This is a genomic window from Enorma timonensis (genome assembly GCF_000321165.1).
Classification (GTDB): domain Bacteria; phylum Actinomycetota; class Coriobacteriia; order Coriobacteriales; family Coriobacteriaceae; genus Enorma.
Genome location: NZ_CAPF01000074.1, coordinates 1 through 26,582 on the forward strand (window position 1 = coordinate 1; position 26,582 = coordinate 26,582).

General features: G+C 57.3%; 26 protein-coding genes. 6 read left to right on the plus strand and 20 right to left on the minus strand.

The genetic code is table 11. The features are described 5' to 3' along the window. Nucleotides 1-169: 169 nt before the first annotated feature. Nucleotides 170-811: a hypothetical protein gene (locus BN423_RS08385; protein ID WP_019239808.1), complete on the plus strand. Its 642-nt coding sequence runs from the start codon at nt 170-172 to the stop codon at nt 809-811. Nucleotides 812-983: 172 nt separating this feature from the next. Beyond that, on the plus strand, nt 984-1,817 hold the full coding sequence (locus BN423_RS08390; RefSeq protein WP_019239809.1) for a hypothetical protein: 834 nt from the start codon (nt 984-986) through the stop codon (nt 1,815-1,817). A 68-nt stretch (nt 1,818-1,885) separates the two neighbouring features. Here the strand turns inward: BN423_RS08390 and BN423_RS08395 are convergent, their stop codons facing one another. Beyond that, nucleotides 1,886-2,074 (minus strand): hypothetical protein, encoded by a 189-nt coding sequence (locus tag BN423_RS08395; RefSeq protein ID WP_019239810.1) that lies wholly within the window; start codon nt 2,072-2,074, stop codon nt 1,886-1,888. Nucleotides 2,075-2,440: 366 nt separating this feature from the next. Here BN423_RS08395 and BN423_RS11235 point away from each other — a divergent pair, with 366 nt between their 5' ends. Together BN423_RS11235 and BN423_RS10850 are read left to right on the plus strand one after the other, a co-directional pair. Beyond that, nucleotides 2,441-3,670: a restriction endonuclease subunit S gene (locus tag BN423_RS11235; RefSeq protein WP_071784292.1), complete on the plus strand. Its 1,230-nt coding sequence runs from the start codon at nt 2,441-2,443 to the stop codon at nt 3,668-3,670. Beyond that, a complete protein-coding gene (locus tag BN423_RS10850; RefSeq protein ID WP_019239811.1) occupies nt 3,573-4,922 on the plus strand; it encodes an ATP-binding protein in 1,350 nt (449 codons plus the stop codon). The genes BN423_RS11235 and BN423_RS10850 overlap by 98 nt, the downstream gene beginning before the upstream one ends. 25 nt (nt 4,923-4,947) lie before the next feature. Here the strand turns inward: BN423_RS10850 and xerA are convergent, their stop codons facing one another. The 12 genes from xerA to ilvA form a co-directional block, all read right to left on the minus strand. Further along, nucleotides 4,948-5,940, minus strand: a complete 993-nt coding sequence (gene xerA, locus BN423_RS08415) for a site-specific tyrosine recombinase/integron integrase (RefSeq protein ID WP_019239812.1) — start codon at nt 5,938-5,940, stop codon at nt 4,948-4,950. Between the two features lie 37 nt (nt 5,941-5,977). Beyond that, nucleotides 5,978-6,493 (minus strand): DUF4365 domain-containing protein, encoded by a 516-nt coding sequence (locus tag BN423_RS08420; protein WP_019239813.1) that lies wholly within the window; start codon nt 6,491-6,493, stop codon nt 5,978-5,980. Next, the gene (locus tag BN423_RS11240; protein ID WP_081588356.1) at nt 6,490-7,626 is read right to left on the minus strand and encodes a restriction endonuclease subunit S; all 1,137 of its coding nucleotides are present in this window, start codon (nt 7,624-7,626) and stop codon (nt 6,490-6,492) included. The genes BN423_RS08420 and BN423_RS11240 overlap by 4 nt, the downstream gene beginning before the upstream one ends. Then, a complete protein-coding gene (locus BN423_RS11700) occupies nt 7,619-8,095 on the minus strand; it encodes a helix-turn-helix domain-containing protein (protein WP_332306272.1) in 477 nt (158 codons plus the stop codon). Before BN423_RS11700 ends, BN423_RS11240 begins: the two co-directional genes overlap by 8 nt. Then, a complete protein-coding gene (locus tag BN423_RS08435; protein ID WP_019239815.1) occupies nt 8,095-9,552 on the minus strand; it encodes a type I restriction-modification system subunit M in 1,458 nt (485 codons plus the stop codon). Before BN423_RS08435 ends, BN423_RS11700 begins: the two co-directional genes overlap by 1 nt. Nucleotides 9,553-9,585: 33 nt before the next feature. Then, nucleotides 9,586-10,233, minus strand: a complete 648-nt coding sequence (locus BN423_RS11705; protein ID WP_187367778.1) for an HNH endonuclease — start codon at nt 10,231-10,233, stop codon at nt 9,586-9,588. After that, nucleotides 10,230-11,591: a vWA domain-containing protein gene (locus BN423_RS08450; protein ID WP_019239817.1), complete on the minus strand. Its 1,362-nt coding sequence runs from the start codon at nt 11,589-11,591 to the stop codon at nt 10,230-10,232. The genes BN423_RS11705 and BN423_RS08450 overlap by 4 nt, the downstream gene beginning before the upstream one ends. A gap of 1 nt (nt 11,592) precedes the next feature. Continuing rightward, entirely contained in the window at nt 11,593-12,939 is a 1,347-nt protein-coding gene (locus tag BN423_RS11825; RefSeq protein ID WP_232385547.1) for a P-loop NTPase family protein, read from the minus strand. Next, nucleotides 12,936-13,580 carry a hypothetical protein gene (locus BN423_RS11830; RefSeq protein WP_232385548.1) on the minus strand — a complete coding sequence of 215 codons (645 nt, stop codon included), beginning with the start codon at nt 13,578-13,580 and terminating at the stop codon, nt 12,936-12,938. The genes BN423_RS11825 and BN423_RS11830 overlap by 4 nt, the downstream gene beginning before the upstream one ends. A 5-nt stretch (nt 13,581-13,585) precedes the next feature. Beyond that, on the minus strand, nt 13,586-16,969 hold the full coding sequence (locus tag BN423_RS08470; protein WP_232385549.1) for a type I restriction endonuclease subunit R: 3,384 nt from the start codon (nt 16,967-16,969) through the stop codon (nt 13,586-13,588). A gap of 294 nt (nt 16,970-17,263) precedes the next feature. Next, entirely contained in the window at nt 17,264-18,487 is a 1,224-nt protein-coding gene (locus tag BN423_RS08475; RefSeq protein ID WP_019239822.1) for an Mbeg1-like protein, read from the minus strand. A 58-nt stretch (nt 18,488-18,545) separates the two neighbouring features. Beyond that, entirely contained in the window at nt 18,546-19,766 is a 1,221-nt protein-coding gene (gene ilvA / locus BN423_RS08480) for a threonine ammonia-lyase (RefSeq protein WP_019239823.1), read from the minus strand. Nucleotides 19,767-19,929: 163 nt separating this feature from the next. Between ilvA and BN423_RS08485 the strand changes: the two genes are divergently transcribed. Continuing rightward, nucleotides 19,930-20,745: an ABC transporter ATP-binding protein gene (locus BN423_RS08485; protein WP_019239824.1), complete on the plus strand. Its 816-nt coding sequence runs from the start codon at nt 19,930-19,932 to the stop codon at nt 20,743-20,745. A 205-nt stretch (nt 20,746-20,950) separates the two neighbouring features. Here the strand turns inward: BN423_RS08485 and BN423_RS08490 are convergent, their stop codons facing one another. The 3 genes from BN423_RS08490 to BN423_RS08500 form a co-directional block, all read right to left on the minus strand. After that, nucleotides 20,951-21,808, minus strand: a complete 858-nt coding sequence (locus tag BN423_RS08490) for a MetQ/NlpA family ABC transporter substrate-binding protein (protein WP_019239825.1) — start codon at nt 21,806-21,808, stop codon at nt 20,951-20,953. A gap of 94 nt (nt 21,809-21,902) precedes the next feature. Continuing rightward, nucleotides 21,903-22,592: a methionine ABC transporter permease gene (locus tag BN423_RS08495; RefSeq protein WP_019239826.1), complete on the minus strand. Its 690-nt coding sequence runs from the start codon at nt 22,590-22,592 to the stop codon at nt 21,903-21,905. Further along, on the minus strand, nt 22,585-23,334 hold the full coding sequence (locus BN423_RS08500; RefSeq protein ID WP_019239827.1) for a methionine ABC transporter ATP-binding protein: 750 nt from the start codon (nt 23,332-23,334) through the stop codon (nt 22,585-22,587). Before BN423_RS08500 ends, BN423_RS08495 begins: the two co-directional genes overlap by 8 nt. A 139-nt stretch (nt 23,335-23,473) precedes the next feature. Between BN423_RS08500 and BN423_RS11860 the strand changes: the two genes are divergently transcribed. Continuing rightward, nucleotides 23,474-23,596, plus strand: coding sequence for a hypothetical protein (locus tag BN423_RS11860; RefSeq protein ID WP_262358997.1), 123 nt, complete (start codon nt 23,474-23,476; stop codon nt 23,594-23,596). A gap of 150 nt (nt 23,597-23,746) precedes the next feature. Here BN423_RS11860 and BN423_RS08505 read toward each other — a convergent pair whose 3' ends face one another. The 4 genes from BN423_RS08505 to BN423_RS08520 form a co-directional block, all read right to left on the minus strand. Then, entirely contained in the window at nt 23,747-24,355 is a 609-nt protein-coding gene (locus BN423_RS08505; protein ID WP_019239828.1) for an Asp23/Gls24 family envelope stress response protein, read from the minus strand. Nucleotides 24,356-24,392: 37 nt separating this feature from the next. Beyond that, complete coding sequence (locus tag BN423_RS08510; RefSeq protein ID WP_019239829.1) at nt 24,393-24,821, minus strand: DUF2273 domain-containing protein; 429 nt, start codon at nt 24,819-24,821, stop codon at nt 24,393-24,395. Next, on the minus strand, nt 24,808-25,362 hold the full coding sequence (locus BN423_RS08515) for a hypothetical protein (protein ID WP_019239830.1): 555 nt from the start codon (nt 25,360-25,362) through the stop codon (nt 24,808-24,810). Before BN423_RS08515 ends, BN423_RS08510 begins: the two co-directional genes overlap by 14 nt. A gap of 327 nt (nt 25,363-25,689) precedes the next feature. Next, nucleotides 25,690-26,496 carry a YebC/PmpR family DNA-binding transcriptional regulator gene (locus tag BN423_RS08520; RefSeq protein WP_019239831.1) on the minus strand — a complete coding sequence of 269 codons (807 nt, stop codon included), beginning with the start codon at nt 26,494-26,496 and terminating at the stop codon, nt 25,690-25,692. Between the last annotated feature and the right edge of the window lie 86 nt (nt 26,497-26,582).

The following is a 26,582-nucleotide window of genomic DNA, read 5'->3' on the forward strand; positions in this document are numbered from 1 at the left end:
GTCCCCAATGACTCATGAAAAAGGGTGTGGACAGCGCGATTGAATGGGGCTACACTGTGCTCGCACAGACGCGGGACGCTCCGCGGAATCGTATATCGCCCTTTCATCGTCAGGATTTTCATGGTCGAGACGTTTCGCATGTCTCGACGCCGGATGAAAGGAGCTTTTTATGCAGAACAACTGGAACGATGAATCCTTCTTCGCCGATCTCTGCGCCACCTTCCTGGGTGGAGCCGTCGGCGCTGCCGCTGGGGTGCATCTGGTGCACCTCTTCACGCCCATCCTGTTCTTCCTCATGTTCTTCTTCGGCCTGGGCCTGCTCACCAAGGTCGCGTTCATCGCGTGCCTCGTGGCGCTTCCCTTCGCCGTGGCGTTCACCTGGGGCCGCGCGTACACCTTCCTGCCCCAGCTGTTCGACCAGTTCGGCATCACGCCAGAGACGCTGCTCATCGCCGCCCCGATGCTGCTCTCCCTCGCCGCGCTGCTGATCGCGCTGGTGCTCACGTTCGCGCGGCACCGCGGCTACGCGCTCAAGCTGCTCGTCTGCTACCTCATCCTGTTCATCCCCTACGCGCTGCTGCAATGCGGCGGGGTCGAGGGTCTCGCCTCCGGCGCCGCAACGCCGGACATGCTCGTCGCGGCCGACCTCAACGTCGCGCTTTCCTGCTGGGCCATGCCAGGTCTCGCACTCTTCGTCTTCCACCGGGTCGACGGCAAGGTGCAGAAGCTCCGTCGCGCGAACGACGAACTCGCAAAGGCCGGCAAGCCCACGCTCGTCGACCGGGCGGCCGCGAACTTCCGCAAGCGCTAAAACCCCGCCACGCGGGGATGCTGGAATCGGATGGTTGAAGTCCCGGCATCCCCGCCGGCACGGAGGGCTCACCGTCGGAAAACCGAATATCGATCGGATCCTTTCAGGACGCGCAAAGGGCGCGTGCAGCGGGACGCGCATGTCTCGCGCAGGTAATGAAAGGAGACCTTCTATGTTCAATCGATTCAAGAGCTGGTTCACCGCCACGGCGCGCGAGCTCGGTTCGTGGGTGAGGTGCCATCGCGCACAGCTCATCGCCGGCGGAGCCATCGTGGCCGTACTAGCGCTCGTTGTCGTGCTCACGGTGGCGGGCACTGCCACGCTGCCCGCCCCGACCGAAGCCGCACGCACCAGTAGCACGGCTGAGACGCCGCAGGGCGACCTTGCCGACGATGCCGCGAAGGCCGACGCCAACGGCAGCGCTCCCACGAGCGGGAATGCCAGATCCAGCGACGGGGCCGGCAAGGGCGATTCCTCGGCGAAAGCCTCCGACGGGCGGGACTCCTCTGCTGCGGGCAGCTCCACTGCCGGATCCGGCTCATCCTCGAGCGCGGGCGCGTCCGGCTCTGCCGGCACCGGCTCCAACAGCTCCGACTCCTCCGCCGCGGGCTCCGGCTCGTCCGCTTCGCATACCCATAGCTGGAAGAACCACACCGCCACCCGCCAGGTATGGGTCTCCAACATGGTCACCGTCCCCGACTACGAGACGCAGACCGTCTACGGCGCGCGCTTCTACACGATGAGCGGCGACGGCACCTATGTGGCGAACGGCCCCACCTACTGGTTCGAGAACGGCTTCACCACAGCCGACCTGCAGGACATCATCCGCACCGGCATCAAGAACGCCGACGAGAACGGCCTGTACAACGGCGTGTACTACGCCAACTACCAGAACGTCTCGAAGACCGTCCAGGTGCAGGTCGGCTCGCACCAGGAGGACCAGGGTCATTACGAGACCGAGTCCTACGTGGACTACCAGTACTGCAGCTGCGGCGCGCGACAGTAGTGCGGCGTCGAGTCATTGGGGACGGGTTCGTTTGACTCAGTGAGTCATTTGAACCCGTCCCTATTGACTCAGGCCTCGAAGCGGCGCAGATCCCAGCCGCGGCGCTCGGCCTCGCGAACGAGCTCCTCCGGGTCGGCCTCCTCGAGCGCCACGACATCCGCCATCGCCCACGGCGAGCCGACGAACGCTGCCGGCCCCGTCTCGTCGATGAGCGCCTCGCGCAGCTGGTCGACATCGATTTCGATATGCTCGTCCATGGGTGCCTCCGATAGCTCGTCGCGCTACGAAGATGATTTAGCTAGTCTCATGTAAGTTCCCGCCGATATCGCCTAATAATGCGGGGCACCTTACTGGGTTCCATTGAAACCGAAACCCTTGAGATGCACGGGTAGTCATCGGGCAGCTAGTCGAAAAATCGTTGTTACGTGACAATTTAAGCCGTTGGGCACAACAGCCAACAGCGAACGTCACCAGCGCGCGAAGTGCGAAAGCAATCCTCCCACGAACTATTCCATCGGATTGCGCACGGTCGGCGATGATATTACGAAGACCGATTCCCCATTCAGTCGCTTCCCTCTCAACGATCTGATCAAATCCCGGTTTCCACGAACGGCGGTGGCGGCGTGAATACCTATACAACAATTGACCTGGGCAGCGCTTGCGAGCTGATAATGGGTCAGTCTCCCTCGTCCGACACGTACAACACCGATAGAATCGGACTGCCGTTTTTTCAGGGAAACGCCGACTTCGGTGAAGAACACCCAACTCCGTCCACGTGGTGCTCGAAGCCAAAGAAGAAAGCGATGAGAGGGGACATCCTCATCTCGGTTAGAGCACCTATTGGAGCTGTGAATATCTCAACCGAAGAGTGCTGCATTGGCCGCGGGGTGGCAGCGATACGCCCAGACAGAAGCTTGCTAGACTCAGCGTTTCTCAGGTACTACTTAATTGCGAGGAGGCCGGAGCTTGAGCGGTTGGGTACGGGCAGCACCTTCACCGCCATCGGAAAGAAAACTCTCTCGAAACTGGAAGTCAGGCTTTATAGCCTCGGGGATCAGCTTGAGATGAGTCGACGTCTCGATGTCCTATCGGAAAGCATCCGTACGTCTCACAAGCAATTTACTATGCTTGATAACCTGGTCAAATCCCGGTTTATCGAGATGTTCGGGGACCCGAACCAAACACGGACGGCGGGGCGTATTGAGGATGCTTTTGATATAAGGGACGATTTAAGGAGACCTCTCAGCAGCAAAGAGCGTGCTCTGATGCATTCTGGAATGCAATATCCATATTACGGAGCGAACGGCGTAGTCGATCGCATTGATCAGTTTCTGACCGATTGCCCTGCCGTTTGTCTGGCTGAAGACTGCGGATCATATGGCGCTGGTGAAAGTTCTGCATACATCATTACTGGAAGAGCCTGGGTGAACAACCATGCGCATCTGCTCGTTCCAAAAACAGTTCACGCACTTCAGTATACGCAAGCGTACTTTCAGCTCCTCGATATCAACCGTTTCATCTCCGGAACAACACGCCCCAAGTTGACACAGGCTCAGCTCCGAAAGATTCCGTTCGCATTCCCCGAACAGTTCGAACGGGAGCAGTTTGAAAGTTTCGTTGTTAAGATCGACAAACTGAGGTTTGACGCGCTGCGTCAGCATGAATCCGTTTCAGCTATACTCACAAAATGTGGGGAATTCCCTAAACTGATAAAAATAAAATACGCGGAAATCGGTAGAATGAATGAAATAAAAAGTGCGGATTTCGGAGGACGGGGTGTTCAGGAGAAAAATCTACGACAAGCTCCTCACATGGAAAAAGCAATCCCGCGGCAGCACCGCCCTACTTGTTGAAGGGGCCCGCCGAGTAGGCAAGTCGACCACAGTCGAAGAGTTCGCCAAGAAAGAGTACCGCAGCTACATCCTCATCGATTTCGCGGAGGCTCCGCTCGATGTACACCGTCTCTTTGATGACGTGTCCGACCTCAATTACCTGTTCCTGCAACTCCAGCTGCGATACCAACAGCAACTCCACGAACGCGAGTCGCTCATTATCTTTGACGAGGTTCAACTGTGCCCGCTTGCCAGGCAAGCGATAAAGACACTCGTGAAGGACGGACGCTACGACTATATCGAGACGGGTTCGCTCATTTCAATCCGAAAGAATACCGCAGGCATTCTCATACCGAGCGAAGAGCAACACGTGCAGATGCAACCGATGGACTTCGAAGAGTTCCGCTGGGCTTGCGGAGACGAGGCGACCATCCCGCTTCTCCAATCCGCATTTGCGACGGGCGCCAAGCTCGGTGACGACCTCAATAGAAAGCTGATGCGTGATTTCAGGCTTTACATGCTTGTCGGCGGGATGCCACAAGCGGTCAATGCCTATCTGAATACGAACAATTTGCAGGCAGTCGATGACGTCAAGCGAACGATCATCAATCTCTATGAGGAGGATTTCTACAAGCTCAATCCTTCAGGCGCCCTCTCCATGCTATTTGACGCCATCCCCGCCCAGCTCGCGAACAAGTCGTCGCGCTTTCATGTATCAAGCGTGCTCGCCAATCGCCAAGCCTCAGACATCCTGGAGGAACTGGCCGAGCTCCGGGAGTCTAAAACGGTATTGATGGCGTATCATGCAAATGATCCCAATGTCGGCATGTCTTCGAGCGTCGATTTGGAGAAGTTCAAGCTCTATCTGGCAGATACCGGGCTCTTCGTCACACTTATGTTCAAAGACGCAAACTTTACCGATAATCTCGTGTATGAGAAGCTCCTTGCTGATAAGCTGCCTGTTAATCTCGGAATGGTCTATGAAAATGTGGTCGCCCAGGAGCTGACCGCAAAGGGATACGGCCTCTTTTACCATACTTGGCCGAAGGAAAGGTCGAACCATAACTATGAGATTGACTTCATTCTCCCGGACGGTAAGAAGATTTGCCCCATCGAGGTGAAGGCTTCAAGGTATAAAACCCATGCATCGCTTGACGCCTTTTGTAAGAAGTTCTCCTCTCGAGTTGGAAAGCAGTATCTCGTTTACACCAAGGACATGAGGAAAGATGGGGAAGTAACCTGCATACCTACGTATATGGCTCGCTTCCTCTAATTCACAATCTGTGATGCTGCTCGCATCACGCAATATATCTCCTGTGTGATGACCGGACGTTGCTTTGATCGACCATTGCGTACATAAGCGTGGTGTCAATCTTGGCATGCCCAAGCAATCGCTGTACCTGCTCGATAGGCATCCCCTTGTCTATGGCGCGAGTTGCCAGAGTGCGCCTGAACTTGTGTGGATGCGCTCGATCCATTCCGAGCTCCCTGCCAAGCCCCCTCAGGCGACTTTCTACGCCGCTGATATGCAGCCTGCGGTGTGGACTGCTTAGCGAGACGAACAAAGCGGGAGAGTTATCGGTTCTAGATTTGACATAGTTCCAAAGATGAATCTTCGTGCGTGCATCGAAATAAACTGGTCGTTCCTTATTGCCCTTGCCAAGAACAACACATTCGCGGCGTTCAAAATCAACATCGGCAATATCAAGGTTGACCAACTCACCGACGCGCATGCCGGTTGAGGCAAGGAGGTCGATAATAGCTAGGTCTCTGAGCGTCTTCGCCCCGTCGCGCATCTTCTCGAGTGACTCGTCAGAGTAAGTGTCCTTGACGGTTCTGGTCGATCGGATTTTCTTGATGCGACGAATGGGACTCTTGAGAATGTAGTCCTCATCCTCAAGCCACGAGAAGAAGCTTGAGAGGATGCGGCGGATGTTGTCGATGTTCCCCTTGCTGCAGCGAGAGCGTAGCTCGTAATCGGAGAGGTGCTGTCGCAAATCCTCGGTACGCATATGGGTTACGTGCTTATTTGTGGTGCTGATCATACGAGAGAGGACGGCTTTGTAGTACCTGAGGGTGTTCTCGCTACAACCTTCAAGTCGCTTTGCGGAAAGGAACGTCTCCATAAGTTCGGGATTTGATGGCCCGAGGGCGACTTCGTTTTCTGGATTTCTTGGCTGAATGTCGTATTCGGCCAGCACCCTATCCAACACAAAAGAAAGCTGCCTCATCTGCGCATTATCCAGATGGGGCAGCATGGCCTGAATGATAAGAGTATCTATCGTGCACATATGAGCTCCTTTGGCGAGAACTGCAAGCTGTAGCACGCTAGTCTACGATTGTAATAACGTCCTTTGAGTACTTAAATTGCCTCTTTGCGAGGTGAATTAGTTCCCGACCATTATCTCTGATGACGTTACCGGTGGGTATTCTCAGAGTGATTGTTGTCTGTCCCTTGAGCTTCTTAATCAAACCTTCGTGAGTGGAGAAATACTCATGCAGCTCAAGATAGTATATAGTTTCAGGCTCTATTTGAACGAGCAGGAGCAAGAATGGCCTCGGTCGCTTGATGGCATAGCCGACAGTTCCAGTCTTCAAAGAGACTGAGATGCTTGTTCCATTTTCTACAAGCATGGGATTGGTTCGACCTTTTACCTGGCAATCAATGCCATAAGGTGTTACCTCGTCGTTTTCTACCAGATCAAAGTAGCAGTCAATCCCAACATCTTGTCCGGTCGCCTCGTGGTATTCCCAATATTCTGCATCAAACAGCTTGTGAACGGCCGCCCTCGCTTTAGCGCCGGTCACACGCGACTTGGTGTCTTTAGGGAGCTGGATGCTCATCCGAAATACTCCTGCATCAAAGAGTCCTTTAAAGTTTCAAGCTTTTCAATTTGCTGCTGGACGTCAAACCTCAGTTTGTCGACGTGAGCCACAAGTTCAGCAAATGCACCTTGAATATGCTCAGGAATAATCGGAACAGGCAAAGCCCTTATATTTCCCAATGATATAAATTTTTGGGTAGCACCTCTGTTGCCCGACTTAACAGCCCGAGAAAAATAATCGGATTCAAGCAGCGCCTTCAAACATGCTGCATTAATTTGTGATTTTTCCATTTTAAATAGCGCTACGTTCTTAATTGCGAATTTCCTATTGGATCTTATGATAACGGGATGGCCAATGGTGCCAATCATTGGCATAACTATATCACCCGTATCAACTCGCGAACGTCTATCTATTTCCTCAAAGTCATCTTGTGAAATAAGCCTAGCGCTAGAAAAGTCAGCGAATCCCTGCGAGAAATTCTTAGAAGTCATTAGCGGATAGCCAGTTTTGCAATACTTTGGAGAAGCATGGGTTCCATCGCGAACATCGCAAATCTCTGAAAGCTTCGTCATCTGCCAGTTTTTATCATTAACAGACAGGTCTCCAAACATCTCGATAAACCGGGATTTGACCAGATCATCAAGGCGAACAAGACAGCGCTGAGAAAGCCTTGACAGGTTCTCAAGAGAATCGAGCACGCCACAGATATAGTTCTGTCGATTACTGTCTGGAAGCATAAAAGTGAACTGCTTCAGCAATTTGAAATGTCTGCTATATCCGAGGTTCTCCAATTTCAGGCTCTTAAGTGCGTAATACCAGTAACGAACATTGTTGGACAAACAAGGCTTAAGGATCTTCACGCCGTCCGCTCCTGCAAAGAACGGGTCTTTAACATACTTAACGCATCTCGTATGATCGCCGAAAACGATTGCTGGAACATCGTTAAAGAGGCCATCTTCATTATTGGAATATCCAGCAACTTGCTGCCTGCCCTGATCAATTATTGGATGCGTGCCGGAGGTAAGGTAATCACCCATTTTGATTTTAGCGACGCCCTTAGAAACGTCCTTGAAAGCCTCAGAAAATGGTACGCGGCCTGCAGAGGAAGCTGATGTTGGATGCGTTGTGTGCGCACTGCTAGTCTCAGGCATTTAACATCTCTCCGCCCACTTCAAATGATGCAACACCGACATCTCCAGCGACCTTAAAATTTGCCCTGAACTTCGTGCTGCTTTTGCCTTCTCGATTTTCGCGCTCAATTAACTCGGCACCACGAGGAGTAATTATCGATTTCTGCAGCTCGGTTGATAGATGATTCGTATCGATTGTCGACATAAATGCTGCCGATATTAGATATGCATACGCCTTTTGTATGTCGCTCGGCTTGTAGCCCCATCTAATCGATTCATATTCCACTCCGTTGTTGAGCTGGCATATCGTATCCAGTAGAAAGCAAAGTCCATGGCGCCCCATTGGCGGCTTGGGCCAGTCATCTGGAATAATCCATTTCGATGGAAAGGCGCTTTTCTCTGCTGGCGGGATTATTCCAGATGCGCAGTAATTCCTTACCGTACTTTCTGAGCAGCCCCATTTTCTTGCCATCTCTTTTGTGGTTGCCATCACAGCATCGCCTCCAGCTCGGCAATGCCCTGGGCAATCTGCACGTTGAGATCTTTGATTTCCGCGATCAGCTCGCTGGTGGGCGGATACTCGATCTTCTCATAAACAATCTCTTTGTACTTATTGATTGAGAGGTCATAGTCGTTGTCGATGATCTCCCGCACCGGCACCATGAAGCTCTTCTCAGTACGAGCACGATCCTTCTCAGCCTCGAGGTTGCGGAAACGCTCGATGATGTCGGGGATGTCGTTGTCTTTGATGGGCTCGCGCTTATCGTCCAGGCTAAAACCATCCGCATGCATATCGTAGAACCAGACGTTGTCCGTCCCGCCGTTGTCGGTTCGGGTGAAGATAAGGATGGCGGTGGAAACGCCAGCATAGGGCTTGAACACGCCGGAGGGCATGGAAATCACTGCAACGAGACGGTTGTTCTCGATGAGCTCCTTCCTGATTGCCTTGTGGGCCTTCTGGGAACCAAAGAGCACGCCGTCGGGGACGATGGAGGCGCAGCGACCTCCGACCTCGAGGCTCTTAAGGAAGAGCGCGAGGAACAGGAGCTCGGTCTTGGTTGTTGAAACCGTATTGCGCAGGTCCTTGGCAATGGTTTCCTTATCGAGGCTGCCCTTGAACGGTGGGTTGGCCATGATGAGCGTGTAGGCGTCACGCTCTTCGTTGTCTTCGGAGAGCGAATCTAGTTGGGAGATATTGGGGGCCTCGACGCCGTGCAGCATCATGTTCATGGCGCCGATGCGCATCATGGTGGAATCCGTGTCGTGCCCGGTGAACATGGTCGTTTGGAAGCGATCCTGGACATCGGCGCGCATGAGCTCTGCCGCGTAATTGTCCTTGATGAATTGGGCTGCCATGCAAATGAAGCCGGCACTGCCCATCGCCGGGTCACAAATAGCATCATCGGGGGTGGGCTGCATGAGCTCGACCATCATCTTGATGATGTGGCGCGGTGTGCGGAACTGGCCATTCTGCCCGCTGGTGGCGAGCTTGGAAAGAAGGTACTCGTAGACGTCACCCATGATGTCCTTGTTGGAGAGGTCGATCTCTTCGAGCTTGTCCACGATTCGGGTAAGCGTGCGCGCGTTGCTCACCACGAGAATGGCGTCCTTCATATACTTTGCGAAGGCAGTGTCCTTGCTGGAGCCGATTCCGTCCTTGATGAAGGGGAACACGTTTTGAACCATGTTCTCGTACATAGCGTCAGGTTCGTAGTTGCGGAAGATGTGCCAACGACAATTTTGGTGGTCGGCATCGAAGATGGGATCGGCAACAGATTCACCCAGAAGCTCCGCGTTTCTCTCGCGGCGTGTCTCGTTATCATCGAGGATCTTGATAAACATAAGGTAGGTGAGCTGCTCGATCACCGTGAGGGGGTTGCTTACACCATTGGACCAGAAAATGTCCCAGATACCGTCGACCTTTGTCTTGAGTTCACCAGTGATCATGGGGGCTCCGTTCGTTTTCGCCTTGCGTTCCAATTATTGCATGAGAGCCCGAAGCTCATCAGGAAGATATGTGCCACCCGGTTTTGAATGAAGCGCCACGTGGCAATTTGGACAAACCGGGATGAGGTCGCGCACGGGATCGACTTCATGTTCTTCGCCGATGACGTGTAGGGGAACTATGTGATGGACTTGAATGATGCCAGCAAAGGCGGCCCCGTAGGTATGGGAAAAGTCGAAGCCGCAAATAGCGCAGGTAGCACCATGGGCAGCTATGCAGGCTTTCCGGGCCACTTCGCTTCGCTCATAGCGGTCGAGCGTGACCTCGCAGCTCGACCCTTCCCTAAGCTCATGTTGAACGACGCTTTGGAAGTTACCACTCAGTATGCCGGCAAGAAACGCATCGAGCCGTGCCTGAAACTCGAGTTGATCAAAGCGTTCAGAGCTGTAGTTAGCAATGGCTGAGGCTTCATCCCCGCAAGCAGCAACCACGCCATCAAAGCCAACCTGAATATCCAGCCATCCCAAGGGGCGAACAAGACAGCGAACCAGATGATCTCCCTCATCTTGAGATCCGTCATACGAAACATCTTTGTTGGCCGAAGCGCGTTCATGACACCATTCTCTCGCTGCGGTCACATACAGCTTTCTTTCGATATAGTTTCGAGACTTACCTGCCGTCATGCATCCTCCAGGGGAAGTACAAGGCCATAAGGCTGTTCCACAGATAAATGAGTCGCAGCGCCTAAGATGACCCATAGGTTGCGATAGGTGCGAGGTCGAGGAATGCTCCTTTCGCCATACCCATCCGTAAAGTAGATTAGTAAGGCATCCCTAAAATAACGGTGCTCGTTGATGTAGCGAATCGCCGGAGTAAAACACGTGCCACCTCTTCCCGACACTTCCAGACTTGCATCATCAGGCGATGTAATGCGGTATACATCTCGTACCTCTGTATCGCATTCGATAACCGTGATTTCACATCGGCGTTGGGCAACGATAGCGAAGACTTCGGCAAAGATCTGACGAAGTTGCTCACAATCCATTGAAGCGGAAGTGTCTATCGCGATAGCGATTTTGAGCGTCTTACTCTCCTTTGTGCCGGATAAGTCAAAACGGAGCGGCTGTCGACGATTGAGCCGCGTTTTCGTTTTGGTCTTCTCCGCAGAAATGGTACCGACATATTTTTTAAGAAGCTGCTTCCAATTAAGCCTGGCCGGCGCATTGATTTGTTCAAGTCGCTCGGTAAAGCGGGCTGGCATCATGCTTCGCGTTTCGGCACCCATAAGCTCGCTAACGCTATTCAGAAACGCCTTGGTGGCGGATTCGAACATCTCATCAGACATGTCGACCGCCTCTTCGTCCTCATCATTCGAAGATTCCCAGCTGTGCTTACCTATGAGAAGCCCTCTTTCAGATCCTGACGCATCGTCATCGCTCCCCTTTTCCGGAAGGGTGACATTTTTGATGAGATTGAAGTAGTAGAAATAGTCCTGACGCGGCGCTACATGGGCAATGCCGAATTGCTCGGAAATGAATTGAGATGTGATTATCCCCCTGGGAGGTGAAAGGAACTTTTTCCCACGGTCCGCCTCGTAATTGAGTTGGTCGTTCACCGACGCATCGGCAGCGTAGTTGAAAAGCCTAAATAGATCAGGACGCTTTTCCGGGTTAGATCGAACCATTTCTGCTGGATGATTAAAGACAACATGGTCAACTTCGTGGCAGAACACATACAGTATCTCTTTGAGCGAGAACTTGAATAGACGGAGTGGGTTCGCCTCAAAAATGGGTGGATAAGCGTCGAGGAGAATGCCTGCTATGGCATCCATGCTGGGGTTTGGCCTAAACACCATAGCCATAAAGAAGTATCCATAATAGGTATCCCGTTCCGAAACGAGAAACAACGTAACAAGCTGGGCAAAACGCCGAAATCCATCGTTGATGTAGGCTAAAACCGCCTCGTCGGAGGTCTTTTCATACCGGATAACGGCTTCACGTATTTCACGGTGAAGCTCGACGATTCCCTCGCTGTTCGTCATATTAGCTTGCCTCGATTTGCGCTCTAATCTCGTCAGATAGGTCAAGCATTTCAATGAGGTCCTGTTCGAAGATATCAAAGATGAACTCAATTAGGTTGTTTCCATCTGAGGTGGTCGTTGCGGCGATTTTTTGAGCAAAGAGTAATTTTGTTGAAGGATCAAGCGCTGCGACAAAAGTGGAAAGCCGCGACCTCATCTTCTCAAAGCCCGATTTATTGAGCATGAGGAACTCAATGTTATCCGTCAAATATGTTAGGACGGAATCACAGGACTGAACGCGCTTCGCCACAGACATTCCCTTTACTTTGTCTGCAATATCGAGGTGCTTCTTGTCGATCCCAAGAACCTGCTCCGCAGATAGAGCTGGAACCTCTTCGACAAGGCTTGCAAAGTACATGGTGGCAACGGTGGAGCCGAGCTTCGATGCGACGAGCGTCTTCATGTCCTTCGCGACAACCTTCTCTGAATTCTCTGCATCAGTAAAGAAAGGTCTGAGCAATGGCTCGCTTGAGAGGATGGTGTCGACCATATCCCAGCCGCGGGGCGACGGGGTTGGCTTTTCTTCATCCTCAAGTTCGGCGGACGTTTCCGATAAGCATTTGGGATGCTCTTTGATGAAGCGGAGGATGGAGGGGGAAACACCCTCCTGTTTACCGTAGCGGAGCCATTCGCTCACGCTGCTCGTCACCTTGAGCTTAAGAAAACGGTCGAGTTGCGCAGGATCCATCTCATTAGTTGCGTAAATGCTGTTCTGCGTGCTCGGGTTCATGGCACCTACGAAAAACACCCACCAAGGAAAACGATAGCCATTGACCGTTCTGGTGAGCAGGATGTTCATGAGCTCTTTATAGACGGTATTTTCCGTACGATTTATCTCATCAATAAAAACAATAACAGGTGTAATTTCACCTGAAGATAGAAGCCGTATCTTATCCTCAGGCAAAATGTCATTCATGGCATATCGATTTACATCACCAGCAAGAGCTTCGTCGAGCGGAGTGTTCGAATCGCCCGCAGGAGGGATGCGATGCGACTGTTCGAAAAGCCTTTTTTCGACCTCTTGAATGCGCTCAACTGCGTAGTAAGGCAGGAAGCGGAAAGCAACATTGCCTTCGCCATCATCATACTGATAGGGAAGCCCTGTTATCTCCCCTTCTTTGAGCGTTCCGCCCTCTATGGTGAGACAAACGCCGCCTAGTTCTTGAGCGATGCTTTTTACTATGGCGGATTTGCCGATACCGTGCTTACCCGAAATAAGCGGCGTAATGGCAAGACCGCTCTTATTTGTAGTTATGTTGGCAAGCAGGGCTCTCTTAACGAGTCGCTTTGCGGTATTAATCGAAATCAAAGCCGAACCCCCTTGATGCGCAGAAACACGTCAAGCTTGGTGGATCTTTTCTCCCTGTCACGCCATTCGTTAATTCCCTTGCGCAGAACCGTTTGAGCATCAAGATCAGCGTAGTGCGCGATGAAGAACTCCTCGGAAAATTTCTGACTTTTGGCGAGCGTTTCATGATCTAGGGTCGTGAAGTACTTTTCTAGAAACGCCTCGCTGAAAGGCTTTATTTTAAGGAGTGTGTCGAGTTCATCTGGCGTAAAAAGATCAATGTTTTCATCGATAAACTTCTCATCGGCATAGGGACAAATGGCCAGTAGATCGCGGAGCGATTTCACGGAGCTGCCGCCATCTCTTACTGCCAGAAGCCTGCGTGCGAATGCTGAGCGCTGCGTTTCGGGAAGGCTTTCCGTTGATGATGCTTGCCTTATTTTACAAGGGGGTATGTCGTGCTGCGGAATTATGGTCGAAGAGGGCTTCGATGACATTTCGCGAGCCGCCTTGCGCGCCGCCCTAAGATCAGAAATCCTCTCCAGGCAGTCCCCAGCATAAGAGGAGTCATACTCGCCCGTGCAAAGCTCTTCTTCAAGCACATCTAAATCGATATCAAGGAGCTGGGAGCCCTGTTTTTCAAGAAGGCCTTTGACATCCATGATTATCAGCCAACTACCGGCTTATGAAGTGAATCCAGCAACTCTTTTAGCATGGGAAACCTATCTCCAAAGAGCGCATTAAGATCATAGTTATTGAAGGGGCTTTCGTTCAAGAGTGTTCTAGCCTCGACATCTCCGTTGGCGCAAGCGTAGTCAACAACTTGTCGCATGAACGCGCGCTGCTCATCGTTCAGTTCTGGCGCATTGAGGATGTGACCCAGCTTTGCCTTAATGGCCTCGTCGGATATGCCCGTCTTTTTCCTTAGAAACGCAAAGAGGGGCGCATTGTTGGACCATGCCGCATACTCCGCTTCGCTACCCAGCCTTTTGGTGAAAGTGTCTTTGAGCTCTTTCTTTTCATCTTCGGTAAGGGGCTCGAGCGAGCGCAGTTTTGAGAGCGCGATGTTATCGTCATCCCTCAAGTATTCTTCGTAGCGGTCTGCATAGGTCTTTCCTTGAAGCCCGTATACCTCCTCGCCTTTGATCAGGACATCCGGAAGATCAACAACGTAGTACTCCTGCCGATCTGGAATGTACTGCATCAAGTCTCGAAGCTCGTTCCTAACGTACTCTGCACGTTCAAGAGAGTAGCAATCAAAGAGATACGAACCATCCATCATATCGATGAGGAGCTTCTCTTTCTTCTGAATAGCTGGGATGCTCTTGAGCTTGAGCAGCGCTTCCATACGGCAGGTAAAGTCATCCCCGGCTCGCTTGAAACCATGCTTAATAGCTCGAGGATCTTTACCGCTTTCGAGGTACTCGTCACATTTGACTTCTACCGTAAGCATGAGGATATCGAAACTTTTGACTTTGGCAGGTTCTGGGCTATGGGAAAAAAGCGGCAGGATACGGCCTTCAATCTCCGCGACGTTATCCTCATTTAGCCGATTCCAAGCCCCTTCCGTCCGATACTTGTTGACAAAAGCGATGTTGCGGTCAACTTCGATCGCATCATTGTTGAGCGAGCTAACTCCCACCTCAAAATATTGTTTAAGGGCGTCGCGATATTTAACTTCAAATGTAGTGGGGGTTTTCTTTTCTTGCAGCTGCACAAGCATCTCTAGCCTGAGCTTATCTCGAAGAAGGTTCTGCGACGAGGTCTTCCCGACATTGCCGCTCCCCATCACGGTAGACCACGTATCGCGCGCTCCGAAATAGCGGAAGTTGTCGAAATAATCAAAAGCAAGAAACCCTTGTTTATCACCGTCGGGACCAAAGATTCCCTCTGATAACCGCGTGCCTCGGCCAACCATTTGCAAGAATTTGATTTTAGAACGTACCGTTTTGAAAAAGACGAGGTTGAGAATATCGGGAACGTCTATTCCTGTATCGAGCATATCAACACTCACAGCGATTTGCGGCATCTTGCCCCGCTCGCCAAAGACGTCAACAAGTCGCAACGCATCTTCTACCTGGCTATCGATGAGCTTGCAGAAATCTGTTCCAAGATTTGGATAGAGCGCCTGAAAACGATTAGTGATGATCTCAGCTTCTCTGTGATTCTTAGCAAAGATTATGGTTTTGCCTAAGGTGTCGTTTGCATTGATCTTAAGCCCCTCTTGCATAAGGTCCGCGAGCATGAGATCGATGGTGCGCACATTTATGATGTTGCTACCCGGTTTGATAACGATGTTTCTTGTCTCATCGGATGCCGTGAGGGCCGTGTCGAGATCCTCTCCAAATTCCTCTTCGACCGCCGCCTTCTCTTCATCAGAGAGGTCGTCATAGTTGATTCCCCGTCGAAGCGCTTCGGTTGTTCGATCGCAGACTTCAAAACCAACGAGGTACTTATCTTGAATTGCCTCTTCGAGCTCATATGCGAAATCGGGCTCGCCGCTCGGAAGCTGAAACACATCATAGGTGCTTTTATCCTGATCGCTACGAGGCGTTGCCGTAAGACCGATCATGAGCGCGTCGAAGTAGTGGAACAGTCTTCCATACTTTGAAAAGAGCGATCGGTGCGCCTCGTCGACAACAATCAGATCGAATCGTCCGATTCCGAACTCTCTTGTGTCGCCGTCAACAAGGCGAATCATAGTTTGATACGTTGCAAAAATAATACGGGCGTTTTTATCCCTACCGTCGCTCGTTCCAGTGAATATGGATGTGGTGATATTAGGAAGCAGCTTATTAAAGTTCTTATGGGCTTGTCGGGCGAGGCTCGTACGATCGGCAAGGAAAAGAACGTTTTTGACCCAACCGGCCTGCATCAAAACGTCGACCGTGGAGATTGCGACACGCGTCTTGCCAGTTCCTGTTGCCATAACCACAAGGCTACGACGGCGGTTATTCGAAAATGCCTGGCAAACTGCCGAGATTGCTTTTTTCTGATACTCGCGGTTGGTTATTTCATCGCTGATGTTGGGATGCAAGATCGGCTTGCGAGACGCAGCGCGTTGCTTAAGTAGCTCGAGCTCATCGAGCGAGTGGAACCCGAAGACGCGACGAACGGGGAAGCCCAAGCAATCCAGGCAGAAGATGTGGTACCCGAAGACATAGTATGCGGTCGGAGTATACCCGTATTGCTGTTTAAGCACTTCAGCGGCGTGTTGCGCCGCTGCACGTCCCTCGATTGGGCTGCTACCGGAATGCGTAAAGTCAATCACGGCGAGAGGACGACCGTCTTTGCCATAGAGGACATAGTCGATTGTCGAGCCATCGCCCAAGGTCATGTTTATTGAGGCGGTCGAAGGATAAGCTTGATTGTCTGAGTTAGCAATAAGCCAATGCGCCTCGCGAAGGGATGCCTCTACAAATAAGCGCTTGTTTTCTTCTTCGTTTCTCCGACGGAAAACGTTGAACCTGGTTCGACGCAAGGTTGGAGCGAAGTGGGAAACAACCTCTTCAGTTGGAGTAATCGACGGTTCTGGCTGCTTCGGAGCAGCTGTTTTAGGCATAGGCGCGTTACTAGATGTTTGTTTAATGTCAGAAGCGCCTTGCCCTCCGCAAGACTTATTTGGCGTTTTAGCAGCCTTTTTCAGCGGGGAAACAAATACGGGATAATCCTTGATGACCTTTAAATTCATGCATATTTCGCCAACGACATATTGGAGCTGTTCCAACGTCTTGCAGGCAACCGCCGGAGTTACCGCGTTGCCATGCGCTCCACAATTGCCGTTTATCCTAACCGTGTGAATCGCGGATATTATCGTCTCATCGTTGATGTATTCAACAAAAGCGGGATCAGTGACCCTTTCGAACAGCGTTTGCGATGAAGCGTCTTGACGGACTACGGATTTATAAACAAGAGCCACTATGTATTCGAGCGCAGTTCGAGCTGCCGCGCAGCTCATATCTGGAAATGGAACGGCAAGCTGCTCTGCCTTATTGCAGCGCTCAAATAACGCTTCGAGTTCGGGGGCCTCTTTGAGAAAATCGAAATTCATGTCTACTCCATCGACAGAGAGTCAACATTTAAATTATATGGCAATTGCCGCTATATTCAGATGCTGTTCAATGGAGCCTGATGGCTTCGCGCGCTCCCGCACCCTCGCCCAAACACTCGAGCCTCGATACTGTGTGGGATTGCCGACCCGCCGAGTAGCCGGGTGATTCAGCGAACAAAACCGCAGGATTCACTGAACGCAACGAGGGGTCTACTCGGAGGATTTGAAACCCCACTCAGTATCGAGGCCCGAACGTCTCGCCGGGGGCAATTCCGGGCGCCACGTGCCCGTCGCTCACCCGCCGAACACCGCGGCGGCGAGGTCGCGGCCGACGCGGCGGGCGGTGATGGCGGCGAGCTCGCCGAGGGCAGCCCCGAGCACGGCACGCGAGCCCTCGTCCAGGTTCCGCATGGCATCGCTCACGAGCTGCGGGAACGGCTTCCCGCCGAGGAACACGTCCCGGGCATCGCGCGCACCGCTTGCGCCGAGCGCCGCGAAGAGCGCGTCCACCACCTTCGCGCAGCGCTCAGGATCCATGCTGGCGAGCCATTCCATCAGGATGTCATGGAGCGCCCGCGATCCTTCGCCCAGATGCTCGACGGTGACGAAGTCGTCGCGATCCTCCGCTATCTCCCAGCTGAACAGGGAGTGCTGCATCGCCCCCTGCGCGCTGCTGCGCACGACGCGCGGCTGCACCGGGCACTCGAGCAGCATGCCCACGATGGAATCCTGCGGCACGAACCGCTCGATCTTGCACGCGCCCTGCACCCCGGCTCCGGCCGCCGCAGCGTCACCCGCGCCCGCGCCGCCCGCGTCCGCATGCCAGCCCAGGTGCGCGTACGCCTCCGTCCCGAACCGTCCCGCGCGGAACCCCGGCGCATCGAGGCACCACACGAGCTCGATACGCTCGCGCACGTCCTCGTGGCACGTGAGCGCCGCGTAGAGCGCGAGGTTCCCGCCCTTGGAATGGCCGCCCACGTGCACCGCGCCGCTCAGCCGCGGCATCATGCGCTCCAGGTACTCCCGCGCAAGCCGCTGCGACGGCACCTCGTCCTCATAGGCCATGTCGAAGTTCTCGCGCCAGCCGGTCGCCGAGATGTCCGTGCCGCGGAACCCCACAAACGAGAACGCGCGCTTCCAGCTGAACGTCATCGCCGCGAACTGCGTGGGCACGGCCTCGTCGAACACCGCCTGGTACCCGTGGATGCGCAGGTTGCGGTAGCGCGGACTCGCCGCGAGCAGCAAAAGCAGCCGCTGGATGTCGCCCGGCACGAGCCCGGTGAACATGCCGTCGAAGAACTCCGTCCGCGCGAGCTCGGCGAACGTCACCCCGCGCGCGTCGGGCGCAAGCCGGGCGAGCACGCGGTCGAGCAGCGCCGGGCGCGTGGGCGGCTCGGGCACCACGCGCGCGCCGTCGATCATGCACGCCTGCGAAAGCACCGCCGCGTCGACCGACCCGAACGGTTTCTGGTCGAACGTCGCGAGCTCGCGTTCCACATATTCGAACAGGTACGGCATGGGTCTCCCTTCGTCGTCGGGTCGCTTATACCCATCCCGCGCCCGCGCTGCCCTGCGCCTAGAGCGACGTCTGCACGATGCTCGGCGAGAGCCCCGCCGCCTCGAGCGCGCCCACGATCTGCTCCTTGTGCTCGGTGCCGTACGCCTCGATGGTCACGCGCAGCTCCACGGCGGCGTTGCGGTTGGTGCTCACGAACTGGTTGTGCTCGAGCTTGATGACGTTGCCGTTCTGCTCGGCGATCACCTGCGCCACGCGCACGAGCATGCCCGGGCGGTCGGGCAGAAGCACGCTCACCGTGAAGATGCGGTCGCGCATGATGAGGCCGTGCTGCACCACGGAGCTCATGGTGATGACGTCCATGTTGCCGCCGGAGAGGATCGCCGCCACGCGCCGGTTCTCGGCCGGCAGGTGCTTGAGCGCCGCCACCGTGAGCAGCCCGGAGTTCTCGACGATCATCTTGTGGTTCTCCACCATGTCGAGGAAGGCCACGATGAGCTCCTCGTCCGGCACGGTGATGACGTCGTCGAGGTTCTCGCGCAGGTACGGGAAGACGCGGTCGCCCACCTCGAGCACGGCGGTGCCGTCGGCGATGGTGTTCGCCGCGGGCAGGCGCACGGGGTGCCCGGCCTCGAGCGCGGCCGTGAGGCTCGGCGCGCCCGCGGGCTCCACGCCGATCACGCGGATCTTGGGATTGTAGAGCTTCGCGAAGGTCGAAACGCCGCAGGCCAGGCCACCGCCGCCCACCGGGACGAGGATCGTGTCCACGAGCGGCAGCTCCTGCACGATCTCCATCGCGATGGTGCCCTGCCCCGTGGCGAGCACGGGGTCGTTGAACGGATGGACGAAGGTGTAGCCGTGCTCCGCGGCGAGCTCGAGGGCGTAGTCGCAGGCCTCGTCGTACACGTCGCCGTGCAGCACGACCTCCGCGCCGTAGCCCTTCGTGCGCTCCACCTTGATGAGCGGCGTCGTGGTGGGCATGACCACGATGGAGCGCGCGCCCGCGCGGCTCGCCGCGTACGCCACTCCCTGCGCGTGGTTTCCCGCGCTCGCGGTGATGAGGCCGCGATCGAGCTCCTCGGCCGAGAGCGTCGAGATCTTGAAGTACGCGCCGCGCACCTTGTACGCGCCCGTGCGCTGCATGTTCTCCGGTTTGAGGAACACCCGGTTGCCCGTCGCCTGGCTGAAATACGGGCTCTCCACGAGCTCGGTCTTCTGCGTGACCTCCTTGACCTTCTCGGACGCCAACTCGAAGGCGTCGAGGGTGAGCATGTCGGGCATGGGCGATCCTTTCCGTACGGGCATCTGGACTGCGATGATACTCTGGTATAAGTCATCATGGTATCACCGCGGTGTTCGGGCGCGGAGCGCCAGCCCGGCCGCTCCCCGGGTGGTAACATGGCGTTCGACACCAGAGCATCATCCGTGTGGAAGCGAGGCCCCCATGCCCGATACCGTCTCATCCGCCACGCCCGCCCCGCCGCTGTTCTCGCTCCGCGACGCGCAGGTGGTGCGCGCCGGGCGCACGATCCTCTCCGTCGACCGGTTCGACCTGGCCGAAGGCGAGCACGTGGCGCTCCTCGGCCCCAACGGCGCGGGCAAGTCGACGTTTATCCAGCTACTCACGCGCGAGATCTTCCCCCTGCACCGCGACGAGCCGCCCGTGCGCTTCCGCGGCCAGGCGCGGCCGCTCCTCACCGACATCAAGCAGGCGCTCGGCATCGTGTCGGCCACCATGCACGACCAGGTGCGCGTGCACCTGCCCGTGAGCGACATCGTGTGCGGCGGCATCTTCGGCACGCTGGGGCTGCCGAACCACGTGGAGGCGACGCCCGACCAGCGTGCGCAGGCCCTCGACGCCCTCGAGCGGCTGGGCATCGCCGACCTCGCGGACCGCGACGTCATGACGCTCTCCACCGGCCAGGTGCGGCGCGTGCTCGTGGCGCGCGAGCTCATGAGCGACCCGCGCGTCCTCATCTTCGACGAGCCGTGCACCGGCCTCGACCCGGAGGGCATGTACCACGTGCGGAGCACCATGAGCCTGCTCGCCGCCGAGGGCCGCTCCGTGGTGCTCGTGACGCACTACCCCGAAGACATCATCCCCGCCATCGAGCGCGTGCTACTCATCAAGGACGCGCAGGTCTTTGCCGACGGCCCCAAGGAGGAGCTGCTCACGAGCGACGCGATGAGCGAGCTCTTCGGCGTGCCGCTCGAGGTGAGCGAGCGCAACGGCTGGTACGCCCTCCAAGGACGGTACTGATCCAAAATGGGTTGGTTGGGGACGTGTTCCTTTCAACCCATTCCGCTCAAAAATGGGTTGAACGGAACACGTCCCCAAATGACCCATGCAAAAAAACGAGGCGCCGATTCCCGAGGATTACCTGGGGAATCGGTGCCTCGCTGCGCTCCTGCGCGCGTTCAGCTAGCAAAAAGGGGTTGAAAGGAACACGTCCCCAATCAACCCATTAGAAGGCGGCCTGGACGGCGTCGCCGAAGGTGTCGGCGAGGTACTGCTTGAACTCATCGGTCTGCAGCACACCCACGAGCGCGACGATGCGCTCGTCGTCCTCGAGCTCGGGCGTCGTCACGATGACGTTCGCGTACTCGTTCTGAATGATGTCGGAGTTCGCGTCCTCCTGCGCCACGGCGTCCTCGAGCTTGAGGCCGGCGTCGATGGCGTAGTTGCCGTTGATGACCCCGAAGTCCACATCGCCCAGCGTGCGGGCGACCGCTGCGGCATCTTGTTCGGAGAACTGCAAGTTTTTGGGGTTATCCACAATGTCGTTCGGCGTCGCGGTGATGCCGGCGTCGTCGGCGAGCGTGATGAGCCCCAGGCTCTGCAGAAGCAGCAGTGCGCGCCCCTCGTTGGTGGGATCGTTCGGCACGGCGAAGGTGGCGCCGTCGGCGACGTTATCGATGTCGTCCGAGTTGCCCGCGAACACGCCCATGGGCTCGAAGTGGATCTCGCCCACGTTCACGAGGTCGGTGCCGTTCTCCTCGTTGTAGTTGTTGAGGTAGTTGATGTGCTGGAAGTAGTTCGCGTCCACCGTGCCGTTCGAGGTGTCCTTGTTGGGAAGGATGTAGTCGGTGTACTCCTTCACCTCGAGCTCAATGCCCTGTTCGGCCAGCAGCGGCACCGCATAGTCGTTCAGGATCACCGCGTGCGGGCTCGGGCTCGCGCCCACGGTGAGCGTCTGCGTGGCGGCAGCGGCGGAACCCTCACCGGCATCGGAGCCGCCGCTGCATGCGGCAAGCGAGGCGGTCGCCGCGAGTGCGGCGGCACCGGCAAGGACGGAACGACGGGAAATGAATACCTGAGACATGATGAACTCCTCGTTTGTTCGGTTCCCGGCGGGACGGCCCCGCGCGGGATGGTTGGTTACGGGACAGGCAAGCCGCGGGCCTCGGGCACAGCCCTTACGCCTCGGCCTGCGAACGATGGTCGATCTTGCGCGCGATGAAATCGCACGCGCTCTGGATGATCTGGACGAGCACGATGAGCAGCACCACGGTGACGATCATCACCTCATCCTCATAGCGGTAATAACCGTAGCGGATGGCGATGTCGCCCAGGCCGCCCGCGCCCACCGCGCCCGCGATGGCCGTATAGCCGAGCTCCGCGATGAGCGTGATGGACACGCCGCGCACGATGGAGGGCAGCGCCTCGGGCAAAAGCGCCGAGATGACGACGCGCGGGATGCTCGCGCCGCAGGCCTCGGCCGCCTCGACGCTCGCGCGCGGAACCTCAGCGAGCGACTGCTCGATCATGCGCGCCACGAAGGGCGCCGTCGAGACCACGAGCGGCGGGATGACGCCGCGCACGCCCGAGGTGGTGCCCACGAGTGCGTCGGTAAACGGCATGATCGAGATGAGCAGGATGATGAACGGCAGCGACCGGCCGATGTTCACCACCCACCCCAGCACCGCGTTGAGCGCGCGCATGGGGCGCAGCGACCCCGGCGCGGTGAGGTAGAGCACCACGCCGAGCACCGTGCCGATCACGTACGCGATGGCGGTGGAGACGATGAGCATGACGAGGGTGTCGACGACGCCCTGGCCGAGCAGCTCGCCGTACTCCTCGATGAATTCGGTCACGACGCTAGGCATCCCAATCAACCCTTTCGAGCAGCACCTTGGCCGCCTGGCTCTGCGGCGCGGCGAACACGTCCGCCACGCTCCCCTGCTCCACGACGCGCCCGTGCTCGAGCACGGCCACGTTGCGGCAGATCTTCTCGACCACGCCCATGGCGTGCGTGATCACGATGATCGTCACGCCCGTGGTGCGGTTGATGTCGCGCAGCAGCTTGAGCACCGAGTTCGTGCTCGCCGGGTCGAGCGCGCTCGTGGCCTCGTCGCACAGGATGTACTCCGGGTCGCAGGCGAGCGCGCGGGCGATGGCCACGCGCTGCTGCTGGCCGCCCGAGAGCTGGGACGGATACGACGATGCCTTCTCGGCCAGACCGACCATCTCGAGCAGCTCGAGCGCGCGCTTGCGGTTCTCGGCCGTCACGCGACCGGATGCCGCCTTGTAGGGGAAGCACACGTTGTCGAGCACGGTCTTCTGCGCGAGCAGGCCGAAGTTCTGGAAGATCATGGCCACGCGGCGGCGGTACGCGCGCAGCGCCGCGCCGGTGAGGCCGGTCACGTCCTGGCCGTCGACGACGATCTTGCCCGACGTGGGGCGCTCCAGCAGGTTGATGCACCGCACGAGCGTCGACTTGCCGGCGCCGCTCATGCCGATGATGCCCATGATGTCGCCGTCCTCGATGGTGAGCGACACATCGTCGAGCGCGTGCGCCTGGCCGGCAGCCGTGCTGAAGGTCTTGGTGAGATGTTGGATTTCGATCACGGGAAAGCTCCGCTCGATGTTCTGGTCTGGAAGGAAGGCGAGCCGTCCCCCGCCGGGGACGACTTAACGAAGGCGCCCGGTCTCCCCATGCGCGCGACGGAAGCGCGGCATGGCAAAGTGCCCGGGCGAGGGCATCTCCATGACCATCATCATCGCGATATGTGCAACGGCGCTATTCATGTGCTTTAGCGTAGCAGCGTGCGCGCGGCATGGCAAGCCTGCAATCAAGCCGAAACGCAAGGAGCCGCGGGATGTAAAATAACCCCAGGGGTTTTTTAACATGACCGACGAGCCAGGTTACATAACAACCCCAAGGGTCATGTTAAAAAACCCCTGGGGTTATTTTACATCGGGGTAATTTTACATCATGTTAAAAAACCCCTGGGGTTATTTTACATCCCGCGGCCGAGGCTTACGCTTCGTCTGCGTCGTCGTGCTTCAGGTTGTCGATGAGCTTTTTGCGGCTCGCCTCGTACTCCTCGCGCGTCAGGACGTCCTCGATGCGCAGGTTGATGCCCGCGACCTCGAGCCCGGTCATCTCGTCCAGGCGCGCCGTCACGCGCTCCTTCACGTCCTCGAAGATGTCCGGCGCGTAGCAGCCGTACTCGATGATGACCGAGATGTTGATGATCATGCGGTTGTCGTCGGTGACCTCGACCGTCACGCCCTTGGTGAGGTTCTCCGCGCCGAGCTGCTCCTGGAAGAAGTGGACGATGTTGCCCTTCATGCCCAGCACGTGCGGCACCTCGCGCGTGGCCATGGCGACGATCTTCTCGATCACGCCGTTGGAATAGGTGAGCGAGTCGTCGGTCTCGAGCTCGTCGTCGTACGCCTCGTCCCCGTCGGCGTCGTCGGCGGGCGCAGGCGCGTCGGTCGCAGCAGGCGCAGCCACGGGCTCAACCGCGTCGCCCTGCGCAGCCTCCACAGCGTCCGTCTCCGGAGCGACCTCGGTCGCCGCCGGCGCTGCATCCTGCACAACCTCGACTGTCTCGGACATGGGCTTGTCGCTTGCCTTTGCCATGGTCAATCCCCTTTCGTTACCGGGTTGCGTGGTGGGCTTAGGAACGGCGGCTGCCGATGAGCCCGCTGAAGAAGTTCACGATGCCGTTGTCGCCGTCGCGGATCTGGCCGATCATGGCGCCCACCACCACGAAGACGGCGATGATGATGGTGCTCCACAGGCCGATGGTGAGCACGAGGACCGCGAGCACGAACCCCGTGAAGCCGTACCCCACCGTGTAGGGATGGCTCCGCGCGTACGCCCACGCGGCGGCGCCGAGCCCCTGGATGAAGCCGACCGCCTCCTCGAGGTCCTCGTGGTCCAGGCGCTTCTTGCGACGGCCGCGCTTGGTGGACGCGCCGCCAGATGCCTCGCCCGAAGCGGACTGCTCGGCGGCCGCCTCGTCCACGACGGCGTCGGGCGCCTGCTGGTCGTCTTGCTCGATGGTCAACTTCGGAGCCGATCCGCTCCCGCTATGCTTGCTCACGGGGAACCTCCTTGGTCACCGTTGTCGTCGTGCTGGGAAGGAACGTGACCTGCACGGTCACGCCGGGCACGCCGAGCATGCGCTCGCATGCCTCCTGGACCCGCAGCTGGATGCGCTTGCCCAGGCTCTCGAGGCCGATGTCGGTGAAGGCGATGAGCTCGAGCGCGATCCGCACCTGGGATGCGTCGTGCCCGGCCACGCGGCTCCGCACGCGCTCGATCATCACGTCCTCGCCGGATACCGCCGCGCGCGCCACGGACGAGACCGCTGCGAGCCTGACCTCGATGTGCGGGTTGCCGGCGGGGTGGACGCTCGCGGGCGGGCGGCGCTCGAGGAGCACCCGAGCCACCACGATGAGCGTGCCGAGGGCAAGGATCGCGAGCGAGATGACGAGGGAGATGCGCCCCGCGGGATGATCGAGCAGCTGCCCCACGCGCAGGCGGAGGCCCGGGTTGCCGAACTCCTGCGCCGCGAACCCGCCCGCCACCACGACGGCGGCGACCAGGTAGAGCACCGCGCAGCATTTCTTGAACAGCCGCATCCTCGCCTCCTCGCCTTCCTTGCCTCGTCCCACACGCCTCCGCACCGCGCGCCGCAAGCGCGCAGCGCCGCCGGCGCGTGCTTCTGCAAGATTATACGGCGTATGCAGCGGCGCGGGCGCCCCGCGCGGGCGGCTTAAGGAGTTCGCCATATGTTCCGCCCGAGCCCGGCATAACGAAAACCAGCCCGCCTGCCCGGGTTTCGCCATGCTTCCGCCGCAGCAGCGGGGCAACAGCGGCCGCACCCGCTGCGCACGAAAAAAGGAGCCCGCACCTGCGAGCTCCTTCCAAAAGCAACTATTCGGCAACACGCCGGGTTGTGCCGGGCGCTACTCCTCCTCGAGGGCGGCGAGCACCTCGTCGGTCATGTCCATGGTGTGGTACACGTCCTGCACGTCGTCGAGCTCCTCGAGGCGGTCGATGAGGCGCTGCACCTTCTTGGCGTCGGCGGCGGAGACGGCCGTCGGCGTGGTGGGAACCATGGTGAGCTCCGAGCCCTTGACCTCGATGCCCTGCTCCTCGAGGCCCTTGGAGACGGCCATGAGCTCGGTGGGGTTCGTCCACACGACCCACTCCTCGCCGGCGTCCTCGTAGTCCTCGCCGCCGGCCTCGGCCACGGCCATCATGAACTCCTCCTCATCGCCGGCAGCGCCGTTGGCCATGAGGTTCTCCTTCTTGTCGTTCGGGTCGACGATCTGCTTGGCCACGACGATCTGGCCCTTGCGCTCGAACTGGAAGGACACGGAGCCGGTGGTGCCCAGGCTGCCGCCGGAGTGGCTGAAGGCGGAGCGCACGTCGGCCGCGGTGCGGTTGCGGTTGTCGGTGAGGCACTCGACGTACACGGCCACGCCCGCCGGGCCGTAGCCCTCGTAGACGATGTTCTCGTACACGGCGGCGTCGGCACCGGCGCCGAACGCCTTGTCGATGGCGCTCTTGATCTTGTCCTTCGGCATGGACTGCGCCTTGGCCTTCGCGACCGCGGCGGCGAGCGACGCGTTGTTGTCGGGATTCGGGTCGTTGCCCAGGCGGGCGGCGACGGTGATGTTACGGCTGAGCTTCGAGAAGAGCGCCGAGCGCTTCGCGTCCTGCGCGCCCTTGCGATGCTTGGTTGTTGCCCATTTAGAATGTCCGGACATGCGAGACCCCTTCTATGTGCTTCTGGCCGGCAGCGGAGCGTCCCGCCGCATCAGCCCACGTTCCCATAAACGACAATATGATATAC

What these genes read in the sequence shown, in the direction of transcription:
- BN423_RS08385 (WP_019239808.1), top strand. Translation starts at nt 170, where the DNA reads ATGCAGAACAACTGGAACGATGAATCCTTCTTCGCCGATCTCTGCGCC.
- BN423_RS08390 (WP_019239809.1), top strand. Translation starts at nt 984, where the DNA reads ATGTTCAATCGATTCAAGAGCTGGTTCACCGCCACGGCGCGCGAGCTC.
- BN423_RS08395 (WP_019239810.1), bottom strand. Translation starts at nt 2,074, where the DNA reads ATGGACGAGCATATCGAAATCGATGTCGACCAGCTGCGCGAGGCGCTC.
- xerA (WP_019239812.1), bottom strand. Translation starts at nt 5,940, where the DNA reads ATGTGCACGATAGATACTCTTATCATTCAGGCCATGCTGCCCCATCTG.
- BN423_RS08420 (WP_019239813.1), bottom strand. Translation starts at nt 6,493, where the DNA reads ATGAGCATCCAGCTCCCTAAAGACACCAAGTCGCGTGTGACCGGCGCT.
- BN423_RS11240 (WP_081588356.1), bottom strand. Translation starts at nt 7,626, where the DNA reads ATGCCTGAGACTAGCAGTGCGCACACAACGCATCCAACATCAGCTTCC.
- BN423_RS11700 (WP_332306272.1), bottom strand. Translation starts at nt 8,095, where the DNA reads ATGGCAACCACAAAAGAGATGGCAAGAAAATGGGGCTGCTCAGAAAGT.
- BN423_RS08435 (WP_019239815.1), bottom strand. Translation starts at nt 9,552, where the DNA reads ATGATCACTGGTGAACTCAAGACAAAGGTCGACGGTATCTGGGACATT.
- BN423_RS11705 (WP_187367778.1), bottom strand. Translation starts at nt 10,233, where the DNA reads ATGACGGCAGGTAAGTCTCGAAACTATATCGAAAGAAAGCTGTATGTG.
- BN423_RS08450 (WP_019239817.1), bottom strand. Translation starts at nt 11,591, where the DNA reads ATGACGAACAGCGAGGGAATCGTCGAGCTTCACCGTGAAATACGTGAA.
- BN423_RS11830 (WP_232385548.1), bottom strand. Translation starts at nt 13,580, where the DNA reads ATGGATGTCAAAGGCCTTCTTGAAAAACAGGGCTCCCAGCTCCTTGAT.
- BN423_RS08470 (WP_232385549.1), bottom strand. Translation starts at nt 16,969, where the DNA reads ATGAATTTCGATTTTCTCAAAGAGGCCCCCGAACTCGAAGCGTTATTT.
- BN423_RS08475 (WP_019239822.1), bottom strand. Translation starts at nt 18,487, where the DNA reads ATGCCGTACCTGTTCGAATATGTGGAACGCGAGCTCGCGACGTTCGAC.
- ilvA (WP_019239823.1), bottom strand. Translation starts at nt 19,766, where the DNA reads ATGCCCGACATGCTCACCCTCGACGCCTTCGAGTTGGCGTCCGAGAAG.
- BN423_RS08485 (WP_019239824.1), top strand. Translation starts at nt 19,930, where the DNA reads ATGCCCGATACCGTCTCATCCGCCACGCCCGCCCCGCCGCTGTTCTCG.
- BN423_RS08490 (WP_019239825.1), bottom strand. Translation starts at nt 21,808, where the DNA reads ATGTCTCAGGTATTCATTTCCCGTCGTTCCGTCCTTGCCGGTGCCGCC.
- BN423_RS08495 (WP_019239826.1), bottom strand. Translation starts at nt 22,592, where the DNA reads ATGCCTAGCGTCGTGACCGAATTCATCGAGGAGTACGGCGAGCTGCTC.
- BN423_RS11860 (WP_262358997.1), top strand. Translation starts at nt 23,474, where the DNA reads ATGACCATCATCATCGCGATATGTGCAACGGCGCTATTCATGTGCTTT.
- BN423_RS08505 (WP_019239828.1), bottom strand. Translation starts at nt 24,355, where the DNA reads ATGGCAAAGGCAAGCGACAAGCCCATGTCCGAGACAGTCGAGGTTGTG.
- BN423_RS08515 (WP_019239830.1), bottom strand. Translation starts at nt 25,362, where the DNA reads ATGCGGCTGTTCAAGAAATGCTGCGCGGTGCTCTACCTGGTCGCCGCC.
- BN423_RS08520 (WP_019239831.1), bottom strand. Translation starts at nt 26,496, where the DNA reads ATGTCCGGACATTCTAAATGGGCAACAACCAAGCATCGCAAGGGCGCG.